Raw genomic sequence first — 21,745 nt, 5'->3', positions numbered from 1 at the left:
CTCCCCCGCCGGTGGTGACCGCCTCCCCCGTGCGGGGGAGGTCCGTTGTCAGTGGCGGGTGCCACGATGGCGCCATGGCCCGCATCCTGCGCCCGCTGCTTCGGGGGACGACGTACACGCGCTTGCTGCACCTGTGGGTGCCGATGCTCATCGTCAGCGTGTGGTTGTTCATCGACATGTCCAAGCCGTGGGTGCCGGCGCTCGTCCTCGTTCCACTGGGGCTGCTGGTCCCGGGCGTGCGCAAGGGCGAGGGCGTGCAGGCACAGCTACTGCTGACGCCCGGTGAGGAGGACTCGGGCATCTCCACGACGCCGTCGGCGACGTGGCGCGACCGGTTCCGCACCGTGCTGTGGCTGGAGGCCCGCATGGGCCTGTCCGTGGCCGTCGGCTTCGCCACCGTCTGGCTGCCGGTCCTCACCGTGGATCTGACCGGGGCCGCCCTGGGGCGTGTCCCCGATGACAACCCGCTGCTGCCCATCTCGGAGCCGCACTGGGCGTACGCCCTCCTCGCCCCGCTGCCGCTGATCGCGCTGTACGCCTTGGTGGTCGGCCTGGGCGAGTTGGTCACCGCCCTCGCGCGGCGCCTCCTCGGCCCCTCCCCCGCGGAGCGGCTCGCCGCGTTGGAGGAGCGCACCGAGCACTTGCTCGAACGCACCCGCATCGCCCGCGAACTGCACGACTCCATCGGTCACGCGCTGACCGTCGCGGTCGTGCAGGCGGGCGCCGCGCGGGCGGCCGGCGACCCCGCGTTCACCGAGCGCGCCCTGGACGCCATCGAGGAGACCGGGCGGGCGGCCCTTGAGGACCTGGAGCGGGTGTTGGGCATCCTGCGCGAGTCGGAGCGACCGGTGAGCAGCCGGCCGACGCTGACGGACGCCGACCGGCTGCTGGAGTCCGCGCGGGCCTCGGGGGCGAAGGTCGACGCCGATCTCGCGGGGCCGCTGGAGACCGTTCCCGGCCCGGTGTCCCGGGAGGGCTACCGCATCCTGCAGGAGTCGCTGACCAACGTGCTGCGGCACGCGGGATCCGTCCCGGTCCGGGTCCGTATCGAAGTCGCCGACGACTCCCTCGCCCTGGAGGTCCGCAATCCGCTCACCGCCGACATACCCGGGCCCGGCCGGGGCAGCGGTCTGCGCGGGATACGGGAGCGCGCGGCCCTGCTCGGCGGCCGCGCGCACACCGGCCCGCACGAGGGTGACTGGCAGGTGCATGTCGAGCTGCCGCTGAGTTGATCTAGGCTGGCCGGATGCCGGTCTCCGTTCTCCTCGTCGACGACGAGCCCCTGGTCCGCGCGGGTCTGCGGGCCGTGCTCGAGGCGCAGCCCGACATCGAGGTCGTCGGGGAGGCGGCCGACGGGGCCGCGGTGATCCCGCTGGTGCGGCAGCTGCGGCCCGACGTGATCGCCATGGACGTACGCATGCCGCTCCTCGACGGGATCGAGGCCACGCGCGCGGTGCTGCGGACGGTGGCCGAGCCGCCGAAGATCCTCGTGGTGACGACCTTCGAGAACGACGAGTACGTGTACGAGGCGCTGCGCGCGGGTGCCGACGGGTTCCTGCTGAAGCGGGCCCGGCCCGCCGAGATCGTGCACGCGGTGCGGCTGGTCGCCGAGGGCGAGTCGCTGCTGTTCCCCGCGTCGGTACGGCGGCTGGCCGCCGAGTACGGCGACCACGGGGGCAACCGCGCGGCGCGGGACCTGCTGGAGCGGGCCCGGCTGACCGAGCGCGAGGCGGAGGTGCTGCGGCTGATGGCGCGCGGGCTGTCGAACGCGGAGATCGCGGCGCGGCTGGTCGTCGGGACGGAGACGGTGAAGTCGCATGTGAGCGGGGTGCTGGCCAAGCTGGGCGCCAGGGACCGTACCCAGGCGGTGATCACGGCGTACGAGTCCGGGTTCGTGGCGCCGGGCTGATCCGGCGCACGGTCGTCGGCCGCCGGCCGGGAGCGGGGGGCCGCCGGCGGACACGTGACCCATCGCACTCGCCGGGGGTTCACCGTGCCGAGTACGATCCGCCCCACACGCGCACGAGCTGGGAGGACGGACGTTGGGGCGGTTGACCGGCGGGGACCCCTCGCTGCTGCGCAGGATCAACTCGGCCGTCGTGCTGCACGCGCTGCGTGCCACGGACTGCGCCACGCTGACGGAGGTCACGCGAGTGACCGGGCTGTCCCGGCCCACCGTCGAGGGGGTCGTCGAGGACCTCATCGCGGCCGGTCTCGTGGTCGAGCAGGCGGCCGAGGAGGGTGCCGCCCGGCGCCAGGGACGGCCCGCGCGCCGGTTCCGGTTCCGCGCCGAGGCCGGGCATCTGCTGGGCATCGAGATAGGGGCGCACCGCGTGGCCGCACTCCTCGCCGACCTCGACGGCCGGGTGCTGGGCTCGCAGGCCAGGGACGTCGAGGAGACGGCGTCGGCGGACGAGCGTCTGGAGCGGCTGCGCACGGCGGTCACCGAGCTGTTGCGCCGGGCCGGGGTGCCGCGCGGCTCCCTGCGGGCGGTGGGCGTCGGCACGCCGGGGATCGTGGAGGCGGACGGAACGATACGGCTGGGCACCGCGCTCCCGGAGTGGACGGGGCTGCGGCTGGGCGAGCGGCTGAGCCGCTCCTTCAAGTGTCCCGTGCTGGTGGAGAACGACGCCAACGCGGCCGCCGTCGCAGAGCACTGGAAGGGTTCCGCCACCGAGTCCGACGACATCGTGATGGTGCTGGCCGGACTCAGCCCGGGTGCGGGTGCCCTGATCGGCGGACGGCTGCACCGGGGATACGGCGGGGCGGCCGGCGAGATCGGCGCGCTGCACCTGCTGGGCCGCGAGGTGACCCCGGAGACGCTGCTGTCCACCACGGACGAGCCGCTGCATCCGCTGGACGAGCAGGCGGTCGCCCAGGTCTTCGCACAGGCCCGCGAGGGCGACCGGCGGGCCCGGGCAGCCGTCGACCGCTTCCTCCAGCGGCTCGTGCACGACGTGGCGGCGCTGGTCCTCGCCCTCGACCCGGAACTCGTCGTCGTCGGCGGCTGGGCGGCCGGACTGGACGGCGTACTGGAGCCCCTGCGCCGGGAGCTGTCGCGCTACTGCCTGCGGCCCCCGAGGGTGACCCTGTCCCTCCTCGGCGAGGCCGCGGTCGCGACGGGCGCGCTGCGGCTGGCCCTCGACCACGTCGAGGAGCAGCTGTTCGCGGTGGAGGGCACGGTCACGGCCCGCCGCTGATCCGCCACACCGCTGGACGGTGTGGCGGCTGCGGCGGTGCGTCGTTCAGGACGCCCGGCGTTCCGGGCCGTGGTGGATCTCGACGCCGCCGGACGCGCCGAACGTGAGGCGGCAGGTGTCCGCGCGGTAGGTGGCCACGGAGAGCGCGGCGGTGCGGCCCTCGGCGAAGAAGCGGGTGGTCACGACCAGGACGGGCGCCCCGGGGAGCCGGTCGAGCTCCTTGGCGTCGTCCGCGCGGGCCGAGCCGAGCTCGACGGCGCGGTCCTGGCCCTCCAGCTCCAGACGCTGCAGCTCACGCAGGACGGAACGCGCGCGGGCCGCCGCGGACGGCGCGTCGATGGCGGAGAGGTCGGGCACCGACGACTGGGGGACGTAGAGCAGCTCGGCGGCGACGGGCTGACCGTGGCTCACCCGGGAGCGGCGCACGGTGTGCACGGCCTCCTCGCGGCCGGTCTCCAGCGCGGCGGCGACGGCCGCCGGCGGGACCGCCACGGCGCAGTCGGCGGGCTGCCACGCGTCGCCGACCGCCCCCGGCCAGTCGTGCGACTCCGTGCCCACGGCCACGCCCATGCGCGGCGGAGCGACGGTCGTGCCGACTCCGCGACGGCGTTGGAGCCTGCCTTCCAGTTCGAGCTGTTCCAGAGCCTGGCGGAGTGTCGCGCGGGCGACGCCGAAGCGGGCGGCGAGATCGCGCTCGTTGGGCAGGATCTCGCCCACCGTGAACTCCGAGTCCAGTGCCTCGCTGAGCACGGTCCTGAGATGCCAGTACTTCGGTTCCGGCACCGTCTCCAACTGCGTGGTCCCCACCCTGTCCTCCGCAATCGCCGTGATCCGGCGGCGTTTTAGCGCCCTTGTTTATTAAAGGTTGTTGCACTTATCTGCGACCATAAGGCGGCCCCCACCCTTGGTCAAGACCAATGCTTGATCGCCACGGCGCGCCCCGGGAGGGGCGCGGCGAGGCGTTCACGAGGCGTCGCAGGGGGCGTGTCAGGCGGCCAGTGACCGCAGCTTGTCGGGGTTGCGGATGATGTAGACGGACTGGATGCGGCCGTCCACGACGTCGAGCTGGAAGACGGAGTCCGGCTTGCCCCCGGACAGGACCAGCACGGCGGGACCGCCGTTGACCTCCAGGAAGCGCACCGACAGGTCCGGGACGCCCGAGTTCGCCACGGCCACCAGGAAGCGGCCCACCTTGTCGGCGCTCTCCAGGACCCGCAGCGGCGCCTTGGCCCGACCGCCGCTGTCGCCCACGAGCCGGGCGTCCGGGGCGAGCAGCGCCATGAGGCCTTTCAGGTCACCCTCCGCGGCAGCGGCCAGGAACCGTTCGGTCAGCTCGCGACGCTGGGCGGGGTCGACGTCGTAGCGCGGGCGTCGCTCGTCGACGTGTTTGCGGGCCCGTGCACCCAGTTGGCGTACGGCGGGCTCGGCACGTTCGAGCATGGCGGCGATCTCCGCGTACGGGAATCCGAACGCCTCCCGCAGGACGAACACCGCCCGTTCGAGGGGGGACAGCGACTCCAGGACGACGAGGACGGCGAGGGAGACGGAGTCGGCGAGTACGGCGCGCTCCGCGGTGTCGGGGACGGTGCCCCCGAAGTCGGTGACGTACGGCTCGGGCAACCAGGGGCCGACGTAGGCCTCGCCCCGGTCCTTGATGCGGCGCAGGCGGTCCAGGGCGAGACGGGTGACGACACGGACCAGGTAGGCGCGGGGTTCGCGGACCTCGCTCCGGTCGGCGGCGGACCAGCGCAGCCAGGCGTCCTGGACCACGTCCTCGGCGTCGGCCACGCGTCCGAGCATGCGGTAGGCGACGCCCATGAGGACGGGGCGGTGAGTTTCGAAGACATCGGTCGTGGTGTCGGCGGTCACGGCTTCATCCCATCCGACGGGCCCCGTCGTGTCCAGGCGAAGCCTGGCGTTCCGCCCCAGAATGGCCGGGAAGCCGGGGTGCCCCGGGGAACAGGAGGAGACGCATGCGGTACGCGGTGCTCGGCACGGGCGAGGTCGGCCGTACGCTCGGCGGGAAACTGGTGGAGGTGGGCCACGAGGTGACGCTGGGCTCGCGCACCGGGGACAATCCCGTGGCCGTGGAGTGGGCCCGCGACGCGGGCGACCGGGCGGACACCGGTACGTTCGCGGCGGCGGCCGCGGGCGCCGAGGCGGTCGTGAACGCCGTGGGCGGCCGGGTGGCGCTCGCCGCGCTGGAGGCCGCGGGGGCGGAGAACCTCGCGGGGAAGGTCGTCGTCGACGTCTGCAACCCCCTCGGGTTCGAGGAGGGCGAGCTGCATCTGTCGCCCGTGGACTCGGACAGTGTGGGCGAGCAGATCCAGCGGGCGTTCCCGGACGCGCGGGTGGTGAAGGCCCTCAACACGGTGAACTGCCGGGTCATGGTGGCCCCGGACAAGGTGCCGGGCGACCACAACCTGTTCGTGTGCGGTGAGGACGCGGACGCCAAGGAGCAGGTGATCGCGTTGCTCGGGGAGTTCGGCTGGCCGCGCGAGCGGGTGCTGGACCTGGGCGGCATCCAGGCGGCGCGCGCCATGGAGATGGTGCTGCCGCTGTGGCTCCGCCTGTTCCAGGGGTTCGGGCACGGGGAGTTCAACTTCGAGGTGCGGCGGGCGCGGTGAGAGTAGGGGCTACCCGTCGGTAGCAATTGCTGACAAGCTGTCTTGCACGCGTGCGCCGACGAGTCGGCGAAGCGGCGAACCCGCGATCCGGCGAGTCCCAGACGAGGAGCACCCATGTCCGACACCGTCTCCTTCAAGGTCCCCACCCCCCACGGTCCGCAGGGCGTGACGGTGTCCTACGCGCGCGTGGGCAGCGGCGACCCGCTGCTCCTGTTGCACGGCATCGGCCACCACCGGCAGGCCTGGGACCCGGTGGTGGACATCCTCGCCGCCGAACGCGACGTGATCGCGGTCGACCTCCCCGGGTTCGGCGCCTCGCCCGGCCTGCCGGAGGGCCTCGCCTACGACCTGCCCACGACGACCGCCGTGTTCGGCGCGTTCTGCGAGACGCTGGGGCTCGAACGGCCGCATGTGGCGGGCAACTCGCTGGGCGGCCTGCTGGCCCTGGAACTCGGCCGCGAGAGGCTCGTACGCTCCGTCACCGCCCTGTCGCCGGCCGGGTTCTGGTCCCAGGCCGAACGGCGCTACGCCTTCGGCGTCCTGCTCGCGATGCGCCACATCTCCCGACGGCTGCCACTGCCCCTGGTGGAGCAGCTCTCGCGCTCCGCGGTCGGCCGCACGGCACTGACGAGCACGATCTACGCCCGCCCCGCCCGCCGTGCACCCGAGGCCGTGGTCGCCGAGACACTCGCGCTGGCGCAGGCCACGGGGTTCGACCAGACCCTGCGGGCCGGTGCCACCGTCCAGTTCACCGACGCCGTCGTCGGACTCCCCGTCACCGTGGCCTGGGGCACCAGGGACATGCTGCTCGTACGCCGCCAGGGCCTCCGCGCCAAGCGGATCATCCCCCAGGCCCGTCTGGTCCGCCTCCCCGGCTGCGGCCACTGCCCGATGAACGACGATCCCGCCCTGGTCGCCCGCGTCATCCTCGACGGCAGCCGCTGAGCCACGGGCCTCCGCCGGGACCGCGCCGGGTCCGTGTCCGGAGCCCGGCTCTTCGGATCGGCTCGGGGCACGTCGCCGGGGCGCCGGAGCCGAGGGCGCGACCGGGCTCCGAAGGCACGGCTCAGGCTCGCCGCCGGACGCCTCGCGCGGTGCCGCTGTCAGGAGTCCCGGAGCCGCGCGGGTGGTCTGCGGGTGCCCCGAGCCCACCGGCTCTGGCCACCGGCCCCGGACCCCGCCGCAACACCCCCGATCCCAACGCCACCCCGGCCCCCACCAGCGCGCTGCCCGCGACCTGTGCCACTCCGTAGGAGCCCGTTCCGACGAGTGGGGCGGTGCAGGCCGCTGCGACGGGGATGAGGCCGGAGAAGAGGGTGGCGCGTTCGGCGCCGATGTGTTGCATGCCCATGTACCAGCAGACGAAGCCGATGACGGTGACGACGGCCGCCTGCCAGAGCAGCGCGGCGGTCTCGTCGGCGTCGGGGAGCCGGAGCCATCCGGCGCCGTCGACGAGGAGGCCGGCCACCGCCGACTCGACCGCGGCGATGCCGCACACCGTGGCCGACAGCAGCCGGGGCCCGAGGGACCGCAACACCGGGACGGCGAGGACCGCGAAGCCGACCTCGCCGGCCAGCGCGCACACCGAGAAGGCGATGCCGGCACCGTCCGTGCGCCCCCACCCCTGGACCACACAGGCACCGGCGGCGACGAGGAACGCCCCGTACAGGACGACGCGTTGGGGGCGGCGGCCGTCCAGAAGGGGCACCGCCACGGCCACGATCACGGGCGCGCAGCCGACGAAGACGCCCGGCACCGCCGGTTCCGCGGAGCGCTCCGCCGCGAGCACGGCGAGGTTGAAGCCGACCATGCCGACGGCCGCGAGCAGGGCGAGGCGGGCCCACTGGCGGGGCGCGAGGGTCCGCAGCCGGGCCTTCGCCTCGCCGCGGACCAGCGGGAGCAGCAGCAGCCAGGCCAGACCGTAGCGCAGGGTCTGGCCGCCCGCGTACGGGTAGTCGCCGAGGACGCTGTTGGCGGTGAAGGACGCGCCGACGAGGACGCAGGCGAGCGCGGCGAGGAGGGCACCGCGCGTGGTGGTGGCGTTCATGACGGCGACGCTAGGCAGCGCGGCGGCCCGGTTTAAGGTCCACTCCCATGACGTCATCGGGGACCAATCGGGGCGGCGACTCCCCCACCGCCGCATGGGAAGTGCTCCTGCCCGCCGCCTCGGCGCCCGCACGCGCGCGTGGCCGCTCACTCCAGGCGGCCCTGCGCGAGGCGATCCGCGCGGGTCGGCTCGCGCAGGGGACCCGGCTGCCGTCGAGCCGGGACCTCGCCGCCGACCTGGGCGTGTCACGCGGGCTGGTCACGGAGGCGTACGAGCAGCTCACGGCGGAGGGGTATCTGCGCAGTGGCCGGGGCGCGGGGACCTGGGTGGGCGCAGCGGTGCGGGCCGCGCCCGCACGCGCGCGTGACCTCGCCCCGCGCTCCCCCGGCGCCCGCGCCGACTTCGTACCCGGGACGCCGGACCTGTCGCTGTTCCCGCGCGCGGCCTGGGCAGCCGCCCAGCGGGCCGTGCTGGCCGAACTGCCGCACCACGAGCTGGGCTACCCCGATCCCCGTGGCCTGCCCCGGCTGCGCACCGCCCTCGCCGAACTCCTCACCCGGCGCCGTGGCGTGGTCGCCGATCCGGAGCGGCTCGTGGTGGTGTCGGGGGTGGCCCAGGCGGCGACGCTGCTCGGATTCGCCCTCCACGCGCGCGGGATCCGTACGATCGGTGTCGAGGACCCGGGCAGCCCGCAGCACAGCGACCTGTACGCCTCGGCCGGCGTCGACGCCGTACCGCTGCCCCTGGACGACGAGGGGGTCGCGGTCGGGCCGCTGAGGGCGTCGGGCGTGCAGGCGGTGGTGACGACCCCCGCCCACCAGTTCCCGACCGGCATCGCCTGCTCGGCGCCGCGCCGCACCGAACTGCTCGACTGGGCGCGTTCGGTGGACGGGTTCGTCTTCGAGGACGACTACGACGGCGACTTCCGTTACGACCGCGCCCCGGTCGGCGCGCTCCAGGGCCTCGACCCGCAACGGGTGGCGTACGCCGGCTCGGTGAGCAAATCCCTCGCGCCGGGGCTGCGGCTGGGCTGGCTGCTGGTGCCCGAGGCGTTGGCGGAGGAGGTCGTCGAACGCAAGCGGACGATGGATCTCGGCCACCCCACCCTCGACCAGGCACTGTTCGCCCGCTTCCTGGAGCGCGGCGACTACGACCGCCAGCTGCGCCGCTGCCAGCGCGCCTACCGCGAACGGCGCGACACCCTGGTGGACGCCCTGGCGCGGCACTTCCCCGGCGCGGAGGTGTCCGGGATCGCGGCGGGTCTGCATGTCATCGCCACGGTGCCGGAGCGGTACGGGCCCCCGGCGCGCTTCCTCGCGGGGGCGGACGCGGCGGGGATCGCGGTGCGCCCGCTGGAGGCGTACCGCCACGCGCGCGTGCCCGACGCCGGGGACGCGCGCGTGCGCCTGGTCCTGGGATACGCGCATCTGTCGCCGGCCCGGATTCGGGACGGAGTGCGCCTGATGGCGGAGGCCGCGGGCGGCTGACGTCCCCTCGGAGGCGCCCGTTCCTCGGTCAGTTGTTCACCTTCGGTTTCCGTCCGCGCCGCGACGCCCCAGTAGGTGTGGCTGTGCACACTGGCCGGTTCCCGTCCCTGGAGGCGCACCCCATGTCACATCGTCCGTTCCCGGGCCGCCGCAGCGTTCTGCGCGGCTCGCTGGCCGCGTCGGCGGCCCTCACCGTGCCCGTCGGCCTCGGCGCGGCACCGGCGTTCGCCCTCTCGGGGCGCCCCCAGGCCGGCTGGGGCGTGCAGACCGGCGACGTGACGACCGACTCCGGTCTCGTGTGGGTGCGTTCCGACCGCCCGGCCCGGATGATCGTCGAGACGTCGGCGACGGAGTCCTTCCGCACCACGCACAGATGGCACGGCCCGCTCCTCGGCGCCGACACCGACTTCACCGGCACGACCCGGCTGTGCGGACTGCCGGCGGGCGAGCAGATCCACTACCGCGTCCTGCTCGCCGACCCGGACGACCCGCGCCGCACGGGCGAGCCGGTCACCGGCACCTTCCGCACCGCGTCCGCGAAGCGGCGCGACGGCGTGCGGTTCGTCTGGTCCGGCGACCTCGCCGGGCAGGGCTGGGGCATCAACCCCGACATCGGCGGCTACCGGATCTACGACGCCATGGCCGCGCTCGACCCGGACTTCTTCCTGTGCAGCGGTGACAACATCTACGCCGACGGGCCGCTCACCGAGACCGTGACGCTGCCCGACGGGCGGATCTGGCGGAACATCACCACCCAGGAGAAGGCGAAGGTCGCCGAGACGCTGGCGGAGTTCCGCGGCAACTTCCGCTACAACCTGCTGGACGACAACCTGCGCGCCTTCAACGCCCGCGTCCCCTCGATCATCCAGTGGGACGACCACGAGGTCACCAACAACTGGTTCCCGGGTGAGATCTTCGCCGACACCCGCTACACCGAGAAGAACGTCGACGTGCTAGCCGCCCGCGCCCGGCAGGCGTTCTCGGAGTACTTCCCGATCTCGACGCTGCGCCGTCCCGACGGCCGGGTCTACCGGGTGCAGAAGTACGGCCCGCTCCTCGACGTCTTCGTCCTGGACATGCGCACGTACCGCAACGCCAACTCGCCCGACAACCAGACCACCGACCCGGTGGGCATCCTGGGCCGCGAGCAGTTGGAGTGGCTCAAGCGCGAGCTGGCCCGCTCCCGCGCGGTCTGGAAGGTCATCGCCTCCGACATGCCGCTCGGCCTGGTCGTGCCGGACGGCACCGACGGCAAGCCGAACATCGAGGCGGTGGCACAGGGCGACCCCGGCGCGCCGCTCGGCCGCGAGCTCCAGATCGCAGAACTGCTGCGCTTCATCAAGCACCGGCGGATCACCGGCACGGTGTGGCTGACGGCGGACGTCCACCACACCTCCGCCCAGCACTACGACCCGTCGCGGGCCGCGTTCAAGGACTTCGAGCCGTTCTGGGAGTTCGTCTCGGGTCCGCTCAACGCGGGCGCCTTCCAGGCGAACGCGCTGGACGGCACGTTCGGCCCGGACCGCGTCTTCGTCAAGGCGCCGGCCACGCCCAACGTCTCACCCGCCGAGGGGTACCAGTTCTTCGGCGAGGTCGACATCGACGGCGACAGCGGGGAGCTGACCGTCCGGCTGCGCGAGCAGGACGGCACCGTACTGTTCACGCAGGTACTGCAGCCGGGGCGGGTCGGGCAGTAACCCCCGTAGCCTTGACGGTGCCGCGCACCGGCGTCATCCCGCGGTGCGCGGCACAACCGTCAAAAGAGAAACAAAAAGGACAGAAGCACGCTTTACCCATCAGTCACAAAGCGTTCGTGATCACGCAACACCCTTCCTTCACAGTGGGCGTATGACTGTAGGCATGTCCGATGTGACCCTGCTCCTGATCTCGACCGTCGCCCTGGCCGCCACGACGGGCTTCTTCACATGGTGGTCACGCCGCCACGGCCACGCCCCACCGAAGAGCGATACCGGCGCCCGGCCCCCGGCCGGGGAGAGCGGCCTGTGGCGGATGCGGACGACGGTGCGGGACGAACCGGGCTCGCTGGCCGCGCTGTGCACGGCCCTCGCCGGCCACCGGGTCGACATCCTGAGCCTCCAGACGCATCCGCTCGGCGCCGACACCGTCGACGAGTTCCTGCTGCGTGCCCCCGGCACTCTCGCGGCCGACGAGATCGCGCGGGCGGTGTCGCTCGCGGGCGGCACCGGCACCTGGATCGAGCGGGCCGACGCCCACGACCTGGTGGACGCACCGACCCGGATCCTGGGCCTTGCCACCCGGACCGCGCTGGACGCGGCGGAACTCCCGTTGGCGCTGAGGCAGTTGCTCGGCAGGTGCACGATCCGCTCACTGCCCGCGCAGCCCCCGGGCGGGGGACGTGGCACGGAGGGTGTGCCGGTGGAGGGTGTCCTGGAGGACACCGTGATGCGGCTGCGAGCGCCGGAAGGCGGAGTCATCACCGTGGAGCGGCCCTATCTGCCGTTCACCCCGACCGAGTTCGCGCGGGCGCGCGCCCTGGTCGAGCTGGACGCCCGCCTCGGCCCGCGTGTCCCGCGCAGCCACGACGTGCTGACGCTGCCCGAGGGCAGCGACATCACCATCCGCCGGGCCGACACCGGCGATCTCGAGGCCGCGAAGGCGATGCACGAGCGCTGCTCCGCGCGCACCCTCGCCATGCGCTACAACGGTCCCGTCGGGGACGCGGACCGCTACCTCGGCCATCTGCTCAGCCCGCGCTTCGGCCGCACCCTCGCGGCACGGACCGCCTCCGGCCGCGTCATCGCCCTGGGCCATCTGCTGTGGGACGGCGACGAGACGGAGGTCGCGCTGCTCGTCGAGGACGAATGGCAGCGCCGCGGTCTCGGCGGCGAACTCCTCTCCCGGCTGGTCGCGATGGCCGTGGAGGCGAAGTGCGCGAGCGTGTACGCCGTGACGCAGTCGTCCAACACCGGCATGGTCGCAGCGATGCGCGGCCTCGGTCTGCCCCTCGACTACCAGATCGAGGAGGGCACCCTCGTCGTCACGGCCCGTCTGGACACCACGGCGGTCGGCTCCGGGCAGCCGTCGGACCAGCTCTCGGAAGGGTTCGTACGGGACTGAGCTCAGCCCCGGGACACCGGCTGCCGCACCCCCAATGCCCCGTCCAGGTCGGCCCACAGGTCCTCGACGTCCTCCAGGCCCACCGACAGCCGCAGCAGCCGGTCGCTCACCCCGGCTCCCTTGCGGTCGTCCGCGTCGACGATGCGGTGACTGATCGAGGCCGGGTGCTGGATGAGCGTGTCGACGCTGCCGAGGCTCACCGCGGGAGTGATCAGGCGGACGCCGCCGATGACCTCGTGCGGGTCGTCGGCCACCTCGAAGGCGATCATCGCGCCGCCGATGCGCGGATAGTGGACGCGGGTGACGCGCGGGTCGGCGGCGAGCCGGCGGGCGAGCTCGGCGGCGTTCGCGGAGGCGGCCCGCACCCGGACCGGCAGCGTCGAAAGGCCCCGCAGCAGCAGGTATCCGGCCAGCGGATGCAGCACCCCGCCGGTGGCGAACCGCACCTGCCGCAGCCGCCCGGCGAACTCCTCGTCGCAGGCCACCACCCCCGCCATCACGTCCCCGTGCCCCCCGAGGTACTTGGTGGCGCTGTGCAGCACCAGCCGCGCGCCCTGCTCGGCGGGGCGCTGGAGCACCGGGGTGGCGAAGGTGTTGTCCGCGAGCAGCGGCACGGTGCCGCAGGCGTGGGCTACGGCCCTCAAGTCGACTTCGGCCAGGGTCGGGTTGGCCGGGGACTCGACCATCACCAGGCCGGTGTCCGGGCGCAGCGCGTCCGCGATCCCGGCCGGGTCGGTCCACGTCACCTCCGAGCCGAGCAGTCCGGCGGTCAGCAGGTGGTCGCTGCAGCCGTACAGCGGGCGCACGGCCACGACATGGCGCAGGCCGAGGGAGGCCCGTACGAGAAGGACCGCGGTCAGCGCGGCCATGCCGCTGGCGAACGCGACCGCGCTCTCGGTGCCCTCCAGGCGGGCCAGGGCCGTCTCGAAGCGGGCGACGGTCGGGTTGCCCAGTCGGGCGTAGACCGGCGGTCCGTCCGGCTCGGCGCCGGTGGTCGCGAAGGCGTCGATGCGGGCGGCCTCGCCCCGGCTGTCGTACGAGGGATAGGTGGTGGACAGGTCGATCGGCGGGGCGTGCAGGCCCTGCCCCGCCAGGTCGTCCCGCCCGGCGTGCACGGCCTCGGTGGCCAGTGCGCGGGGTGCTCTCACCGTGGTGCTGCGTACCTCGTCGTACGTGTGCGTGCTCGCTGAGACTGAGTCCATGGTCGGAAAGGGTGAACACCGACCGGATCTGATCGGCGGAGTGACGTGCTACGTTCGGCCGATGACCGAATCCGTCGTACTGGATCCGGTGGATCTCCAGCTGCTGCGGCTGCTGCAGAACGACGCCCGGACGACCTACCGTGACCTCGCCGCCCAGATCGGGGTGGCGCCGTCGACCTGCCTGGACCGCGTGAGCCGGCTGCGCCGGGCCGGCGTGATACTCGGGCATCGGCTGCGGGTCGATCCCGCCAAACTGGGCCGCGGGTTGCAGGCGTTGCTGTCCGTGCAGGTCAGGCCGCATCGGCGGGAGCTGGTCGGGCCGTTCGTGGAGCGGATCCGGGCGCTGCCGGAAGCGCGGACCGTCTTCCACCTGACCGGTCCCGACGACTACCTCGTCCATGTCGCGGTCGCGGACATGGCGGACCTGCAACGACTGGTCCTGGACGAGTTCACCGCGCGGCGGGAAGTGGCCCGCGTGGAGACCCGGTTGATCTTCCAGCAGTGGGAGTGCGGACCGCTGCTGCCGCCCGCTACGCCGTCGGCGCAATCCGGGTGACGGCCGCGACCCCTCGTACGAGGATGGTCCGCATGTCAGAGACCAACAGCCCGCTGCCCCGTGAGGTCGCCGACGCCTACGTCGACGAGCTCATCGCCCTCGATCCGGTCACCGGCACCTACCTCGGCGTACGGGAGAGTTCCAGCCGTCTCCCCGACCTCTCACCGGCCGGACAGGAGGCCATCGCCGAGCTCGCGCGGACGACCCTCGCGCGGCTCGACGAGGCGGAGCGCCGACCCGGCGCGGACAGTGACATCGAGCGCCGCTGCGCACGCCTGCTGCGCGAGCGGCTCACCGCCGAACTCGCCGTGCACGACGCCGAGGAGGGCCTGCGCGCGGTCGGCAACATGGCCACGCCCGCGCACAGCGTCCGCGAGGTGTTCACGGTGACGCCCGCGCAGACCGACGAGGACTGGGCGGCGATCGCCGAGCGGCTGCGCGCGGTGCCGACCGCGCTGGCGGGCTACCGCGCGTCCCTGGCGCTCGGCCTGGAGCGCAAGCTGTTGGCGGCGCCGCGCCCGACCGCCACGTTCGTCGAGCAGCTCTCCGAGTGGGCGGACACCGACGGGTCCGGCCGCGGCTGGTTCGAGGACTTCGCGGCCGCCGGACCCGAATCCCTGCGCGCCGAGCTGGACGAGGCCGCGCGCACGGCGACCGCGGCCGTCGTGGAGCTGCGGGACTGGATGCGTACGGTGTACGCGCCGGCGACCGAGGGCGCGCCGAACACGGTCGGGCGGGAGCGCTACGCCCGCTGGGCGCGCTACTTCAACGGTACGGACCTCGACCTGGACGAGGCGTACGCGTACGGCTGGGCCGAGTACCACCGCCTGCTCGCCGAGATGGAGAAGGAGGCGGAGAAGGTCCTCCCCGGCGCCGCGACGCCGTGGGTGGCGCTCGCGCACCTCGACGAGCACGGCCGGAACATCGAGGGCGTGGACGAGGTACGGGAGTGGCTGCAGGGCCTGATGGACCAGGCCATCGAGTCCCTCGACGGCACGCACTTCGACCTCGCCGAGCGGGTGCGGAAGGTGGAGGCGTGCATCGCGCCGCCCGGTGGCGCGGCGGCTCCGTACTACTCGCCGCCGTCGGAGGACTTCTCGCGACCCGGCCGCACCTGGCTGCCGACGATGGGCCAGACCCGGTTCCCGGTCTACGACCTCGTCTCGACCTGGTACCACGAGGGCGTCCCCGGGCACCACCTCCAGCTCGCCCAGTGGGTGCACGTGGCGGGGAACCTCTCCCGCTACCAGGCCACGGTCGGCATGGTCAGCGCCAACGCCGAGGGCTGGGCGCTGTACGCGGAGCGGCTGATGGACGAGCTGGGCTTCCTCACGGACGCGGAGCAGCGGCTCGGCTATCTGGACGCGCAGATGATGCGGGCGGTGCGGGTGATCGTCGACATCGGCATGCACCTGGAGCTTGAGATCCCGGCCGACTCCCCCTTCCACCCGGGCGAGCGCTGGACTCCCGAGCTGGCCCAGGAGTTCTTCGGCGCGCACAGCAGCCGTTCGGCGGACTTCGTGGAGAGTGAACTGACCCGCTACCTCACGATCCCGGGCCAGGCCATCGGCTACAAGATCGGCGAACGGGCCTGGCTGCTGGGCCGGGAGAAGGCGCGCGAGCGCCACGGCGACGCGTTCGACCTGAAGGCGTGGCACATGGCGGCACTGTCGCAGGGCTCGCTGGGCCTGGACGACCTGGTGGACGAGCTGGCCGCGCTCTGACCGACCGGCGGACCGGCCGGTCAGTGATGGGCCGGTCGGCCGGTCAGCGCCGGAACCCGCCCTCCGAGTCGATCACCTGCCCCGTGATCCAGCCCGCCTCGTCCGTCGCCAGCCAGGCGATGAGGCGGGCCGGGTCGTCGGGCATGCCCCAGCGGCCGGCGGGGAAGCGGGCGGCGACACCCGCGTAGGCCTCGCCGGTCAGGTAGTCGGTGTCCACGGGGCCGGGGTTGACCGTGTTCACCGTGATGCCGTGCTCGGCGAGCGTGGTCGACAGGGAGCGGGTGATCGAGGCGAGGGCGCCCTTCTGGAGGGCGTAGGCGATCTCGCCCGGCATGCCGCCCGCGATGTCCTGCCCGGACGTCATCATCACCACGCGCCCGCCCGGCCCGGGCTCCGCGGTACGCGCTCGGGCGTACGCCTGGACGAGCAGCAGCACCGAGCGGGTGTCGACGGCCCAGTGGGCGTCGAGCATCGCCGCGTCGATCTCGTCGAGGGTGCCGTCGGAGCCGCTGAGGGCGTGGTTGGCGACGAGGATGTCGAGCCGTCCGCCGAGCGCCGAGGCCGCGGTGGCGACGAGCTCGGCGGGCACCGCCGGGTCGGACAGGTCGCCGGGCCCCGCGACGACGAGCGCGTGGGGGTCGCCCTGTGCCGCGCGGACGGAGGCGGTCACCTCCTCGGGCCGGTCGGCGCCCCAGGACATCCCGGCGTCGTGCGGCACATGGTGGTGCAGGTACACGCTCGCCCCGTACGCGACGAGCCGCCGCGCCACCGCGTGCCCGATCCCGGCTCGTCTGCTGGCCCCGGTGACCAGAGCGGTCCGGCGGCGCAGGGGCAGGGGGTCCCGGCGGAGGTGTTCGGGAGTGGGGTGCGGGAGGAGGGGCATGGGCACCCATGATGGGCGGCTGGAGCGGGCGACGCACTCGGTTTTCACGGCGCCCGCGCGCCGGCTCAGTCCGCCAGTTTCGTGATCTGCACCAGTCCCAGCCAAGTCTCCGGCCCCGGCTGTACGTTGGCCGCGCGGACGGCGTAGCGGCCGGGGGCCAGGGCGACCCTGACGTGGTCGGTGCGGGTGGAGTCGTTGCCGGGCCAGGCGGCGTCGAACAGGAGCACCGGGCCGGGGACGCTCCAGCGGACCTCCGGCTCCCACAGGGCCGTCTCGAGCGCCGTCGGGACCTGGGCGAGGAGCTCCTCCTCGGAGTCGGCGGCGGCCCACCGTACGAACGTGCCCTGGTCCGGGAGGTACGTGGTGGAGGCCGGTTCGTCGCCGAACACGAGCGCCGCGCTGTCCCCGACGGGCAGCAGCCCGATGAAGCCGTCCACCTCGCAGGCCCGGTCGTAGTCCGAGGCCGCCTCCTCCCCGTCGGCGCCCGCCCAGAACGGCAGCACCGCCTCGGGCACCGCGATGAGCGGCCCGCCGCCCGACTCCACCCATTCCGCCGCGCCCGGTTCCGCGTATCTCACCATGGCGCAAAAACCTACAGGCGAGGGGGCCGCACCTCGCAACCCGGTGGAGCACGCTTCCCGCGCCCGCCGACCGGATCACCGCTCAGCGAAATGACGTGCGGCGAGAGTGCGTGCCGGGCGTCGCGCGGCAGGCGCCACCTTCGCAACAGGCCCTACGCCGTGGTCCGTTCCGCGTCGGCCGGTCGTCGCCCGGCCTTGTCGACGACGCCGTGCGCCAGCTCGGCCACGCTGGAGAGCAGGGTTCCGGCCTTGCCGTACGGGGTGTCCTTGGTCAGGTAGCTGCGGGAGCCGAGGAAGGTGAAGTCCGTCTCGTGGAAGACCCATTCGGTCCGGATGCCGTAGCGGGTGTCGTCGCGGGCGATGCCGAGGCCACGGCGGCCGAGCGCGTCGCGGGCCTGTGGGGCCGGGGTGACGCCGGGGATCTTCGCCGCGGCGCGGTAGAGGGCCGCCGCCGTGCGGGGCGGCATCACCCCGCCGAGCAGGGATCCGATCTGCTCGAACACCGCCTGGTCGCGTTCGCGGCCCTGCGCGGCCGGAGTCTTGGCGTACAGGTAGGCGAGCAGGTCGTCGGGGTCGGTGGGCAGGGAGCGGAGCCAGCTGTAGGTGGGCCGGTTGATGCCGGCCGGGGTACCGCCCGTGTCACCGAGTTCGGCGTTGATGGGGTAGGTCTCACCGTCCTCCCGGACCAGGCCGAGCCTGTGCAGGGGGCCCGGCTCCTGCGCGGACCACACCTCACGGTCCATCAGCGGGCCGAGCACGGCCTTGCCGCTGGTCAGATCGGCCCCGCGGGCCTTCTCCCGGGTGTAGACGAACTGGTCGTCCCGCACGGTGGGCGTGGCGTTCTTCTCCGCGGCCACGGAGATCCGGTCCAGCAGCGCCGCGGCGGGCCGCATGTCCGTGGCCGCGCCGTGCGACGCCGTGCCGGAGGGCTTGTGGTCGCCGCCGTGCAGGGCCGCTCCCGCGGCCAGCGCGCAGGCCAGGGTCAGCGCGGTCGCCGGCGCCAGGAGCGCGGGCCGCAGGAGACGACGGGCCGTGCGGGCAGGGCGCGCGGAGGTGGCCTGGTCGCGGTCGATGTGGTGCATCAACAGGTCCTTGTGTCGAAGGTGCTGCTCGCGCGGGAGGTCCCAGTCGGCCGGGGCCGGCAGCAGGCGGGCGATCTCCTCGCGGTCGCCATGCCGCTCCGGGGAAGCGCCGGTGGTCTTGTCGTTCATGTGAGCTCCTCCCGTACGGGCAGGGCCGCGATCGCGGCCGCACTTGTCATCTCTCCGCGGGCGGTGGGCAGTTCCCGGTCTTCTTCCGCGAGCCGGGCGAGCTTCTTACGGGCGCGCGAGAGGCGGGAGCGCACGGTGCCGACGGCGATGCCCAGCGCCTCCGCCGTCTGCTGGTAGTCCAGGCCGGACCACACGCACAGGGCCAGCACCTCCCGCTCCTGTCGACGCAGCCGGCCCAACGCGGCCTGCACGGCACGCAGGCGCCGCGCGTCGTCGATCCGCCCGACCGTCCTGGGCGCGAAGTCCTCCTCCGCACGCGGCTGTGGCTGACGCGCCAGGAACAACTGCCGTCTGCGCAGCCCCCTGCGGGCGTTGTCCGCCTTGTGGGTGGCGATGCCCAGCAGCCAGGGCAGCAGGGTGCCGCCTTCCTCCTGGACACGGGCGCGGGTCCGCCACGCGGTCAGGAACGTTTCGGACATGATCTCTTCGGCCGTCGACCAGTCGCCCGTCAACCGCAGCCCGTGGTTGTACACGGCACGGGCGAACTCCTCGTACAGCTGGGCGAACGCCTCACGGTCCCCCTCGCGCACGCGACGGCGTACCTCGTTTTCTGAGTCCCTCACGACCACTTCTCTCCGCGACCCGGGAGGAGTTCCTGTGGTCTGCGTCACGGACCGGTCGACGAACGCCGCCGCGGTTCAGCTCCGGCGCGGGATGCCCAGCGTCCCTACGAGCTGGGCGAGCTCCTCCTGGAAGAGCTTGTCGGGGCTGCTGGTCTGGGTGGCCATGTGGCCGTAGACCTCCAGTGACACGAGGCCGTGCAGGCGACCCCAGATGCGCAGGGCGAGGGCGACGGTCGCGGGCTGCAGGTCGGGGAAGGCGGGGCGCACCTTGGCGAGGAGCCCGGGGGCGAAGTCGGACCAGTCGAAGGCGCTGTCCTCGTAGAGGTGCCGGGCGTGGGGCCACGCGGCCGCCGCGAGCGCGGTGAGTCCCGTGCAGACCCGGCGGGCGGCGTCCGGGGCGGGGCCGCCTTCGGGAGCCTGGTAGCCGGGGACGGGGTCGCCGTAGATGAGCCGGAAGCCCTGGGGGTTCATCAGGGCCCAGGTCCGGAAGGCGGTGGCCCATGCCTCGATCCGGACGGCGGGCTCCGCGGCGGGAGTGGCCTCCCAGGCGGTGTCCACGGCGTCGGCCAAGGCGGTGTACAAGTCGTTGATGAGCGTGGTGACCAGGTCGTCCCGGGTCGCGAAGTAGCCGTAGATGGCGTTGGCGGTCATGCCCATCTCGCGGGCGATGGCCCTCAGGGTGATGGCGTCCGGCCCGCCCGAGGCCATCAGGGTCAGCGCCACCTTCTTGATTTCCGCCGTGGTCTCGGCCCGTAGGCGCTCGCGCCGTCCCCTGCTGCCCGTGACTGTCACAGCAGACACTCTACAGCGTCATTTTACTTATCGCCGTAACGAAACTTCACGCCGTATAGTTTCCGCACGGCGTCACCTCAGAGGTGGCGTCCCATGTCTGCATGCACAGGGGAGAACCATGCACATCGGAGTCATCGGAGCCACGGGGACCATCGGCAGCCGGGTGGTCACGGAGGCCGTCGACCGCGGCCACCTCGTCAAGGGATTCAGTCGGGACGCCGCGCAGGCGCAGCGCGAGGAACGGCGGGAGAACGTCACCTGGGCGAGCGTCGACGTCCTGGACCCCGAGAGCATCGCCGGAGTCCTGCCCGGCCTCGACGTCCTCATCAGCGGGTTCCAGCCGGGCAACGCCGCCACGGACCTCGCGGACACCGTGCGGCGTTCGATCGCCGACCCCACCGTCTACGCCAGAGCGGCGCGCGCCCTGCTGAAGGCCTTGGAGAGCCACCCTCGCACCCGGCTCATCGTGATCGGCGGCGCCGGCAGCCTCGAGATCGAACCGGGAGTGGTGCGTGCCGACTCCGACGAACTGCTGCACACCGCCCTCGACCAGATCGGGCTGCCCCGCGAATACGCCGCGGCGGTACGCGGCCACCGTGACGCCCTCGACGTCTTGCGGACGTCGAACCGGCTGTGGACCTACTTCAGCCCCGCCGAGGAGATCGCTCCCGGCGAGCGCACCGGACGCTTCAGGGTCGGTGGCGACCAGCCGGTCCTGGACGCGGACGGCCGCAGCCGCATCTCGGTGGAGGACGCGGCCGTCGCCCTGATCGACGAGGTGGAACTGCCCCGCTTCGTCCAGCGCCGCTTCACCATCGGCTACTGACGGCCGCGGCGCAGTCGCCCGTGGGGGAGGTCATGAACTCCCCCACGGGCGTCGATCAGCTGGTCGTAATCGGGGCCGGTGCTGCCCTCGTAGGCCGCGGTCATGCGGCCCCACTCGTCCCAGTTCAGGGTCTCCTGCTTGCAGAGCGCGGCGAGGTCGCGGACCACGTTGCCGCTGATCTCGTGCGGCCCCCAGGCGCGGCGCAGATGCCGACGGGGTCGTCGGGCAGTCCCTCGATGAGCGGGAACTGGTTCGCGTCCAGGGTCGTGAAGGGCCCGGGCAGTGCGTAGTCGAGCACGTCATCGGTCATGACCGAGCATGGCAGGAGTTCGCTGACATCCCGGTCGCCCGTCAGCAGCCGCAGTCCTCCGCGTCCACCGGCGCCGTCAGCGGGTCGGCGGCGCGGCGCTCGCGGCCCTGCCAGGTCTCGAACTCGAAGCCCTCGCGGGCCCAGTACTCGAAGCCGCCCAGCATCTCCTTGACCTGGTAGCCGAGTTCGGCGAGGGCGAGGGCGGCGCGGGTCGCGCCGTTGCAGCCGGGGCCCCAGCAGTACGTCACCACCGGGACGTTCTTGTCGAGGAGTTGCTCGGCCTGCCCGGGGATGAGCGCGGTCGGCAGATGGACCGCGCCGGGGATGTGGCCCTGGTCCCAGGAGGCGGTGGAGCGGGAGTCGAGGACGACGAAACCGTGGTCGCCGTCGGCCGCGAGGGCTGCGGCGACGTCGGAGACGTCGGCGTGGAAGACGAGACTGGCGCGGAAGTGGGCGGCGGCATCGGCCGGGGCGGCGGGCGCCACGCGCAGGACGGGGTTCGCGGCAGTCGTGGTCGTGCTGAGGCTCATGGTCCGGCCTTTCACTCGGGTGTCTCGATGATCAGAAATCTACGATC

General features: G+C 73.2%; 22 protein-coding genes. 11 read left to right on the top strand and 11 right to left on the bottom strand.

From position 1 onward, the window contains the following. Window positions 1–74 precede the first annotated feature (74 nt). The 3 genes from ACGFNV_RS37410 to ACGFNV_RS37400 all read left to right on the top strand — a co-directional run bounded on the left by ACGFNV_RS37410 (window position 75) and on the right by ACGFNV_RS37400 (window position 3,200). Entirely contained in the window at window positions 75–1,232 is a 1,158-nt protein-coding gene (locus ACGFNV_RS37410) for a sensor histidine kinase (protein WP_393628856.1), read from the top strand. A 14-nt stretch (window positions 1,233–1,246) separates the two neighbouring features. After that, window positions 1,247–1,909, top strand: a complete 663-nt coding sequence (locus ACGFNV_RS37405; RefSeq protein ID WP_393628854.1) for a response regulator — start codon at window positions 1,247–1,249, stop codon at window positions 1,907–1,909. A gap of 133 nt (window positions 1,910–2,042) precedes the next feature. Then, complete coding sequence (locus tag ACGFNV_RS37400) at window positions 2,043–3,200, top strand: ROK family transcriptional regulator (protein ID WP_393628852.1); 1,158 nt, start codon at window positions 2,043–2,045, stop codon at window positions 3,198–3,200. Window positions 3,201–3,245: 45 nt separating this feature from the next. Here the strand turns inward: ACGFNV_RS37400 and ACGFNV_RS37395 are convergent, their stop codons facing one another. Together ACGFNV_RS37395 and ACGFNV_RS37390 are read right to left on the bottom strand one after the other, a co-directional pair. Then, on the bottom strand, window positions 3,246–4,007 hold the full coding sequence (locus ACGFNV_RS37395) for a GntR family transcriptional regulator (RefSeq protein WP_393628850.1): 762 nt from the start codon (window positions 4,005–4,007) through the stop codon (window positions 3,246–3,248). 180 nt (window positions 4,008–4,187) lie between these two features. Then, a complete protein-coding gene (locus tag ACGFNV_RS37390; protein ID WP_393628848.1) occupies window positions 4,188–5,069 on the bottom strand; it encodes an RNA polymerase sigma-70 factor in 882 nt (293 codons plus the stop codon). A gap of 104 nt (window positions 5,070–5,173) precedes the next feature. Here ACGFNV_RS37390 and ACGFNV_RS37385 point away from each other — a divergent pair, with 104 nt between their 5' ends. Both ACGFNV_RS37385 and ACGFNV_RS37380 read left to right on the top strand, forming a co-directional pair. Then, complete coding sequence (locus tag ACGFNV_RS37385) at window positions 5,174–5,827, top strand: NADPH-dependent F420 reductase (RefSeq protein ID WP_393628846.1); 654 nt, start codon at window positions 5,174–5,176, stop codon at window positions 5,825–5,827. 114 nt (window positions 5,828–5,941) lie between these two features. Further along, window positions 5,942–6,772, top strand: a complete 831-nt coding sequence (locus ACGFNV_RS37380) for an alpha/beta fold hydrolase (protein WP_393628845.1) — start codon at window positions 5,942–5,944, stop codon at window positions 6,770–6,772. 121 nt (window positions 6,773–6,893) lie between these two features. Here ACGFNV_RS37380 and ACGFNV_RS37375 read toward each other — a convergent pair whose 3' ends face one another. After that, window positions 6,894–7,874, bottom strand: a complete 981-nt coding sequence (locus tag ACGFNV_RS37375; protein ID WP_393628843.1) for a DMT family transporter — start codon at window positions 7,872–7,874, stop codon at window positions 6,894–6,896. A gap of 47 nt (window positions 7,875–7,921) precedes the next feature. Between ACGFNV_RS37375 and ACGFNV_RS37370 the strand changes: the two genes are divergently transcribed. The 3 genes from ACGFNV_RS37370 (at window position 7,922) to ACGFNV_RS37360 (ending at window position 12,460) form a co-directional block, all read left to right on the top strand. After that, complete coding sequence (locus tag ACGFNV_RS37370; protein WP_393628841.1) at window positions 7,922–9,361, top strand: PLP-dependent aminotransferase family protein; 1,440 nt, start codon at window positions 7,922–7,924, stop codon at window positions 9,359–9,361. A 122-nt stretch (window positions 9,362–9,483) separates the two neighbouring features. Next, window positions 9,484–11,058 (top strand): alkaline phosphatase D family protein, encoded by a 1,575-nt coding sequence (locus tag ACGFNV_RS37365; RefSeq protein WP_393628839.1) that lies wholly within the window; start codon window positions 9,484–9,486, stop codon window positions 11,056–11,058. Window positions 11,059–11,221: 163 nt separating this feature from the next. Beyond that, complete coding sequence (locus ACGFNV_RS37360) at window positions 11,222–12,460, top strand: GNAT family N-acetyltransferase (protein WP_393628838.1); 1,239 nt, start codon at window positions 11,222–11,224, stop codon at window positions 12,458–12,460. 2 nt (window positions 12,461–12,462) lie between these two features. Here ACGFNV_RS37360 and ACGFNV_RS37355 read toward each other — a convergent pair whose 3' ends face one another. Then, window positions 12,463–13,662, bottom strand: a complete 1,200-nt coding sequence (locus ACGFNV_RS37355; RefSeq protein ID WP_393628836.1) for a trans-sulfuration enzyme family protein — start codon at window positions 13,660–13,662, stop codon at window positions 12,463–12,465. Window positions 13,663–13,723: 61 nt separating this feature from the next. Between ACGFNV_RS37355 and ACGFNV_RS37350 the strand changes: the two genes are divergently transcribed. Together ACGFNV_RS37350 and ACGFNV_RS37345 are read left to right on the top strand one after the other, a co-directional pair. Further along, window positions 13,724–14,218 carry an Lrp/AsnC family transcriptional regulator gene (locus ACGFNV_RS37350; protein ID WP_393628835.1) on the top strand — a complete coding sequence of 165 codons (495 nt, stop codon included), beginning with the start codon at window positions 13,724–13,726 and terminating at the stop codon, window positions 14,216–14,218. Window positions 14,219–14,250: 32 nt separating this feature from the next. Next, window positions 14,251–15,942: a DUF885 domain-containing protein gene (locus ACGFNV_RS37345; RefSeq protein ID WP_393628833.1), complete on the top strand. Its 1,692-nt coding sequence runs from the start codon at window positions 14,251–14,253 to the stop codon at window positions 15,940–15,942. Window positions 15,943–15,985: 43 nt separating this feature from the next. On the opposite strand, the gene ACGFNV_RS37340 is transcribed toward ACGFNV_RS37345, so the two are convergent. From ACGFNV_RS37340 to ACGFNV_RS37320, 5 genes are all read right to left on the bottom strand, one after another. After that, window positions 15,986–16,825 (bottom strand): SDR family oxidoreductase, encoded by an 840-nt coding sequence (locus tag ACGFNV_RS37340; protein ID WP_393628832.1) that lies wholly within the window; start codon window positions 16,823–16,825, stop codon window positions 15,986–15,988. 65 nt (window positions 16,826–16,890) lie between these two features. Next, complete coding sequence (locus ACGFNV_RS37335; RefSeq protein WP_393628830.1) at window positions 16,891–17,406, bottom strand: immunity 21 family protein; 516 nt, start codon at window positions 17,404–17,406, stop codon at window positions 16,891–16,893. A 152-nt stretch (window positions 17,407–17,558) separates the two neighbouring features. After that, entirely contained in the window at window positions 17,559–18,617 is a 1,059-nt protein-coding gene (locus ACGFNV_RS37330; protein ID WP_393628828.1) for a CU044_5270 family protein, read from the bottom strand. Further along, a complete protein-coding gene (locus ACGFNV_RS37325; protein ID WP_393628826.1) occupies window positions 18,614–19,240 on the bottom strand; it encodes an RNA polymerase sigma factor in 627 nt (208 codons plus the stop codon). The genes ACGFNV_RS37330 and ACGFNV_RS37325 overlap by 4 nt, the downstream gene beginning before the upstream one ends. A gap of 75 nt (window positions 19,241–19,315) precedes the next feature. Then, entirely contained in the window at window positions 19,316–20,032 is a 717-nt protein-coding gene (locus tag ACGFNV_RS37320) for a TetR/AcrR family transcriptional regulator (RefSeq protein WP_393628825.1), read from the bottom strand. A 118-nt stretch (window positions 20,033–20,150) separates the two neighbouring features. Between ACGFNV_RS37320 and ACGFNV_RS37315 the strand changes: the two genes are divergently transcribed. Continuing rightward, window positions 20,151–20,858 (top strand): NAD(P)-dependent oxidoreductase, encoded by a 708-nt coding sequence (locus ACGFNV_RS37315; RefSeq protein ID WP_393628823.1) that lies wholly within the window; start codon window positions 20,151–20,153, stop codon window positions 20,856–20,858. On the opposite strand, the gene ACGFNV_RS37310 is transcribed toward ACGFNV_RS37315, so the two are convergent. Beyond that, on the bottom strand, window positions 20,852–21,025 hold the full coding sequence (locus ACGFNV_RS37310) for a hypothetical protein (RefSeq protein WP_393628821.1): 174 nt from the start codon (window positions 21,023–21,025) through the stop codon (window positions 20,852–20,854). The genes ACGFNV_RS37315 and ACGFNV_RS37310 overlap by 7 nt on opposite strands. 184 nt (window positions 21,026–21,209) lie before the next feature. Next, the gene (locus tag ACGFNV_RS37305) at window positions 21,210–21,698 is read right to left on the bottom strand and encodes a rhodanese-like domain-containing protein (protein WP_393628820.1); all 489 of its coding nucleotides are present in this window, start codon (window positions 21,696–21,698) and stop codon (window positions 21,210–21,212) included. Window positions 21,699–21,745 lie beyond the last annotated feature (47 nt).

The sequence above is a fragment of the Streptomyces sp. NPDC048751 genome, assembly GCF_043198595.1.
In the GTDB taxonomy this organism is placed as follows: Bacteria; Actinomycetota; Actinomycetes; order Streptomycetales; family Streptomycetaceae; genus Streptomyces.
This window is presented reverse-complemented; position numbering and strand designations above follow the sequence as displayed.

What these genes read in the sequence shown, in the direction of transcription:
- ACGFNV_RS37370 (WP_393628841.1), top strand. Translation starts at nt 7,922, where the DNA reads ATGACGTCATCGGGGACCAATCGGGGCGGCGACTCCCCCACCGCCGCA.
- ACGFNV_RS37375 (WP_393628843.1), bottom strand. Translation starts at nt 7,874, where the DNA reads ATGAACGCCACCACCACGCGCGGTGCCCTCCTCGCCGCGCTCGCCTGC.
- ACGFNV_RS37355 (WP_393628836.1), bottom strand. Translation starts at nt 13,662, where the DNA reads ATGGACTCAGTCTCAGCGAGCACGCACACGTACGACGAGGTACGCAGC.
- ACGFNV_RS37385 (WP_393628846.1), top strand. Translation starts at nt 5,174, where the DNA reads ATGCGGTACGCGGTGCTCGGCACGGGCGAGGTCGGCCGTACGCTCGGC.
- ACGFNV_RS37365 (WP_393628839.1), top strand. Translation starts at nt 9,484, where the DNA reads ATGTCACATCGTCCGTTCCCGGGCCGCCGCAGCGTTCTGCGCGGCTCG.
- ACGFNV_RS37360 (WP_393628838.1), top strand. Translation starts at nt 11,222, where the DNA reads ATGTCCGATGTGACCCTGCTCCTGATCTCGACCGTCGCCCTGGCCGCC.
- ACGFNV_RS37350 (WP_393628835.1), top strand. Translation starts at nt 13,724, where the DNA reads ATGACCGAATCCGTCGTACTGGATCCGGTGGATCTCCAGCTGCTGCGG.
- ACGFNV_RS37305 (WP_393628820.1), bottom strand. Translation starts at nt 21,698, where the DNA reads ATGAGCCTCAGCACGACCACGACTGCCGCGAACCCCGTCCTGCGCGTG.
- ACGFNV_RS37405 (WP_393628854.1), top strand. Translation starts at nt 1,247, where the DNA reads ATGCCGGTCTCCGTTCTCCTCGTCGACGACGAGCCCCTGGTCCGCGCG.
- ACGFNV_RS37330 (WP_393628828.1), bottom strand. Translation starts at nt 18,617, where the DNA reads ATGAACGACAAGACCACCGGCGCTTCCCCGGAGCGGCATGGCGACCGC.
- ACGFNV_RS37335 (WP_393628830.1), bottom strand. Translation starts at nt 17,406, where the DNA reads ATGGTGAGATACGCGGAACCGGGCGCGGCGGAATGGGTGGAGTCGGGC.
- ACGFNV_RS37410 (WP_393628856.1), top strand. Translation starts at nt 75, where the DNA reads ATGGCCCGCATCCTGCGCCCGCTGCTTCGGGGGACGACGTACACGCGC.
- ACGFNV_RS37340 (WP_393628832.1), bottom strand. Translation starts at nt 16,825, where the DNA reads ATGCCCCTCCTCCCGCACCCCACTCCCGAACACCTCCGCCGGGACCCC.
- ACGFNV_RS37380 (WP_393628845.1), top strand. Translation starts at nt 5,942, where the DNA reads ATGTCCGACACCGTCTCCTTCAAGGTCCCCACCCCCCACGGTCCGCAG.
- ACGFNV_RS37315 (WP_393628823.1), top strand. Translation starts at nt 20,151, where the DNA reads ATGCACATCGGAGTCATCGGAGCCACGGGGACCATCGGCAGCCGGGTG.
- ACGFNV_RS37345 (WP_393628833.1), top strand. Translation starts at nt 14,251, where the DNA reads ATGTCAGAGACCAACAGCCCGCTGCCCCGTGAGGTCGCCGACGCCTAC.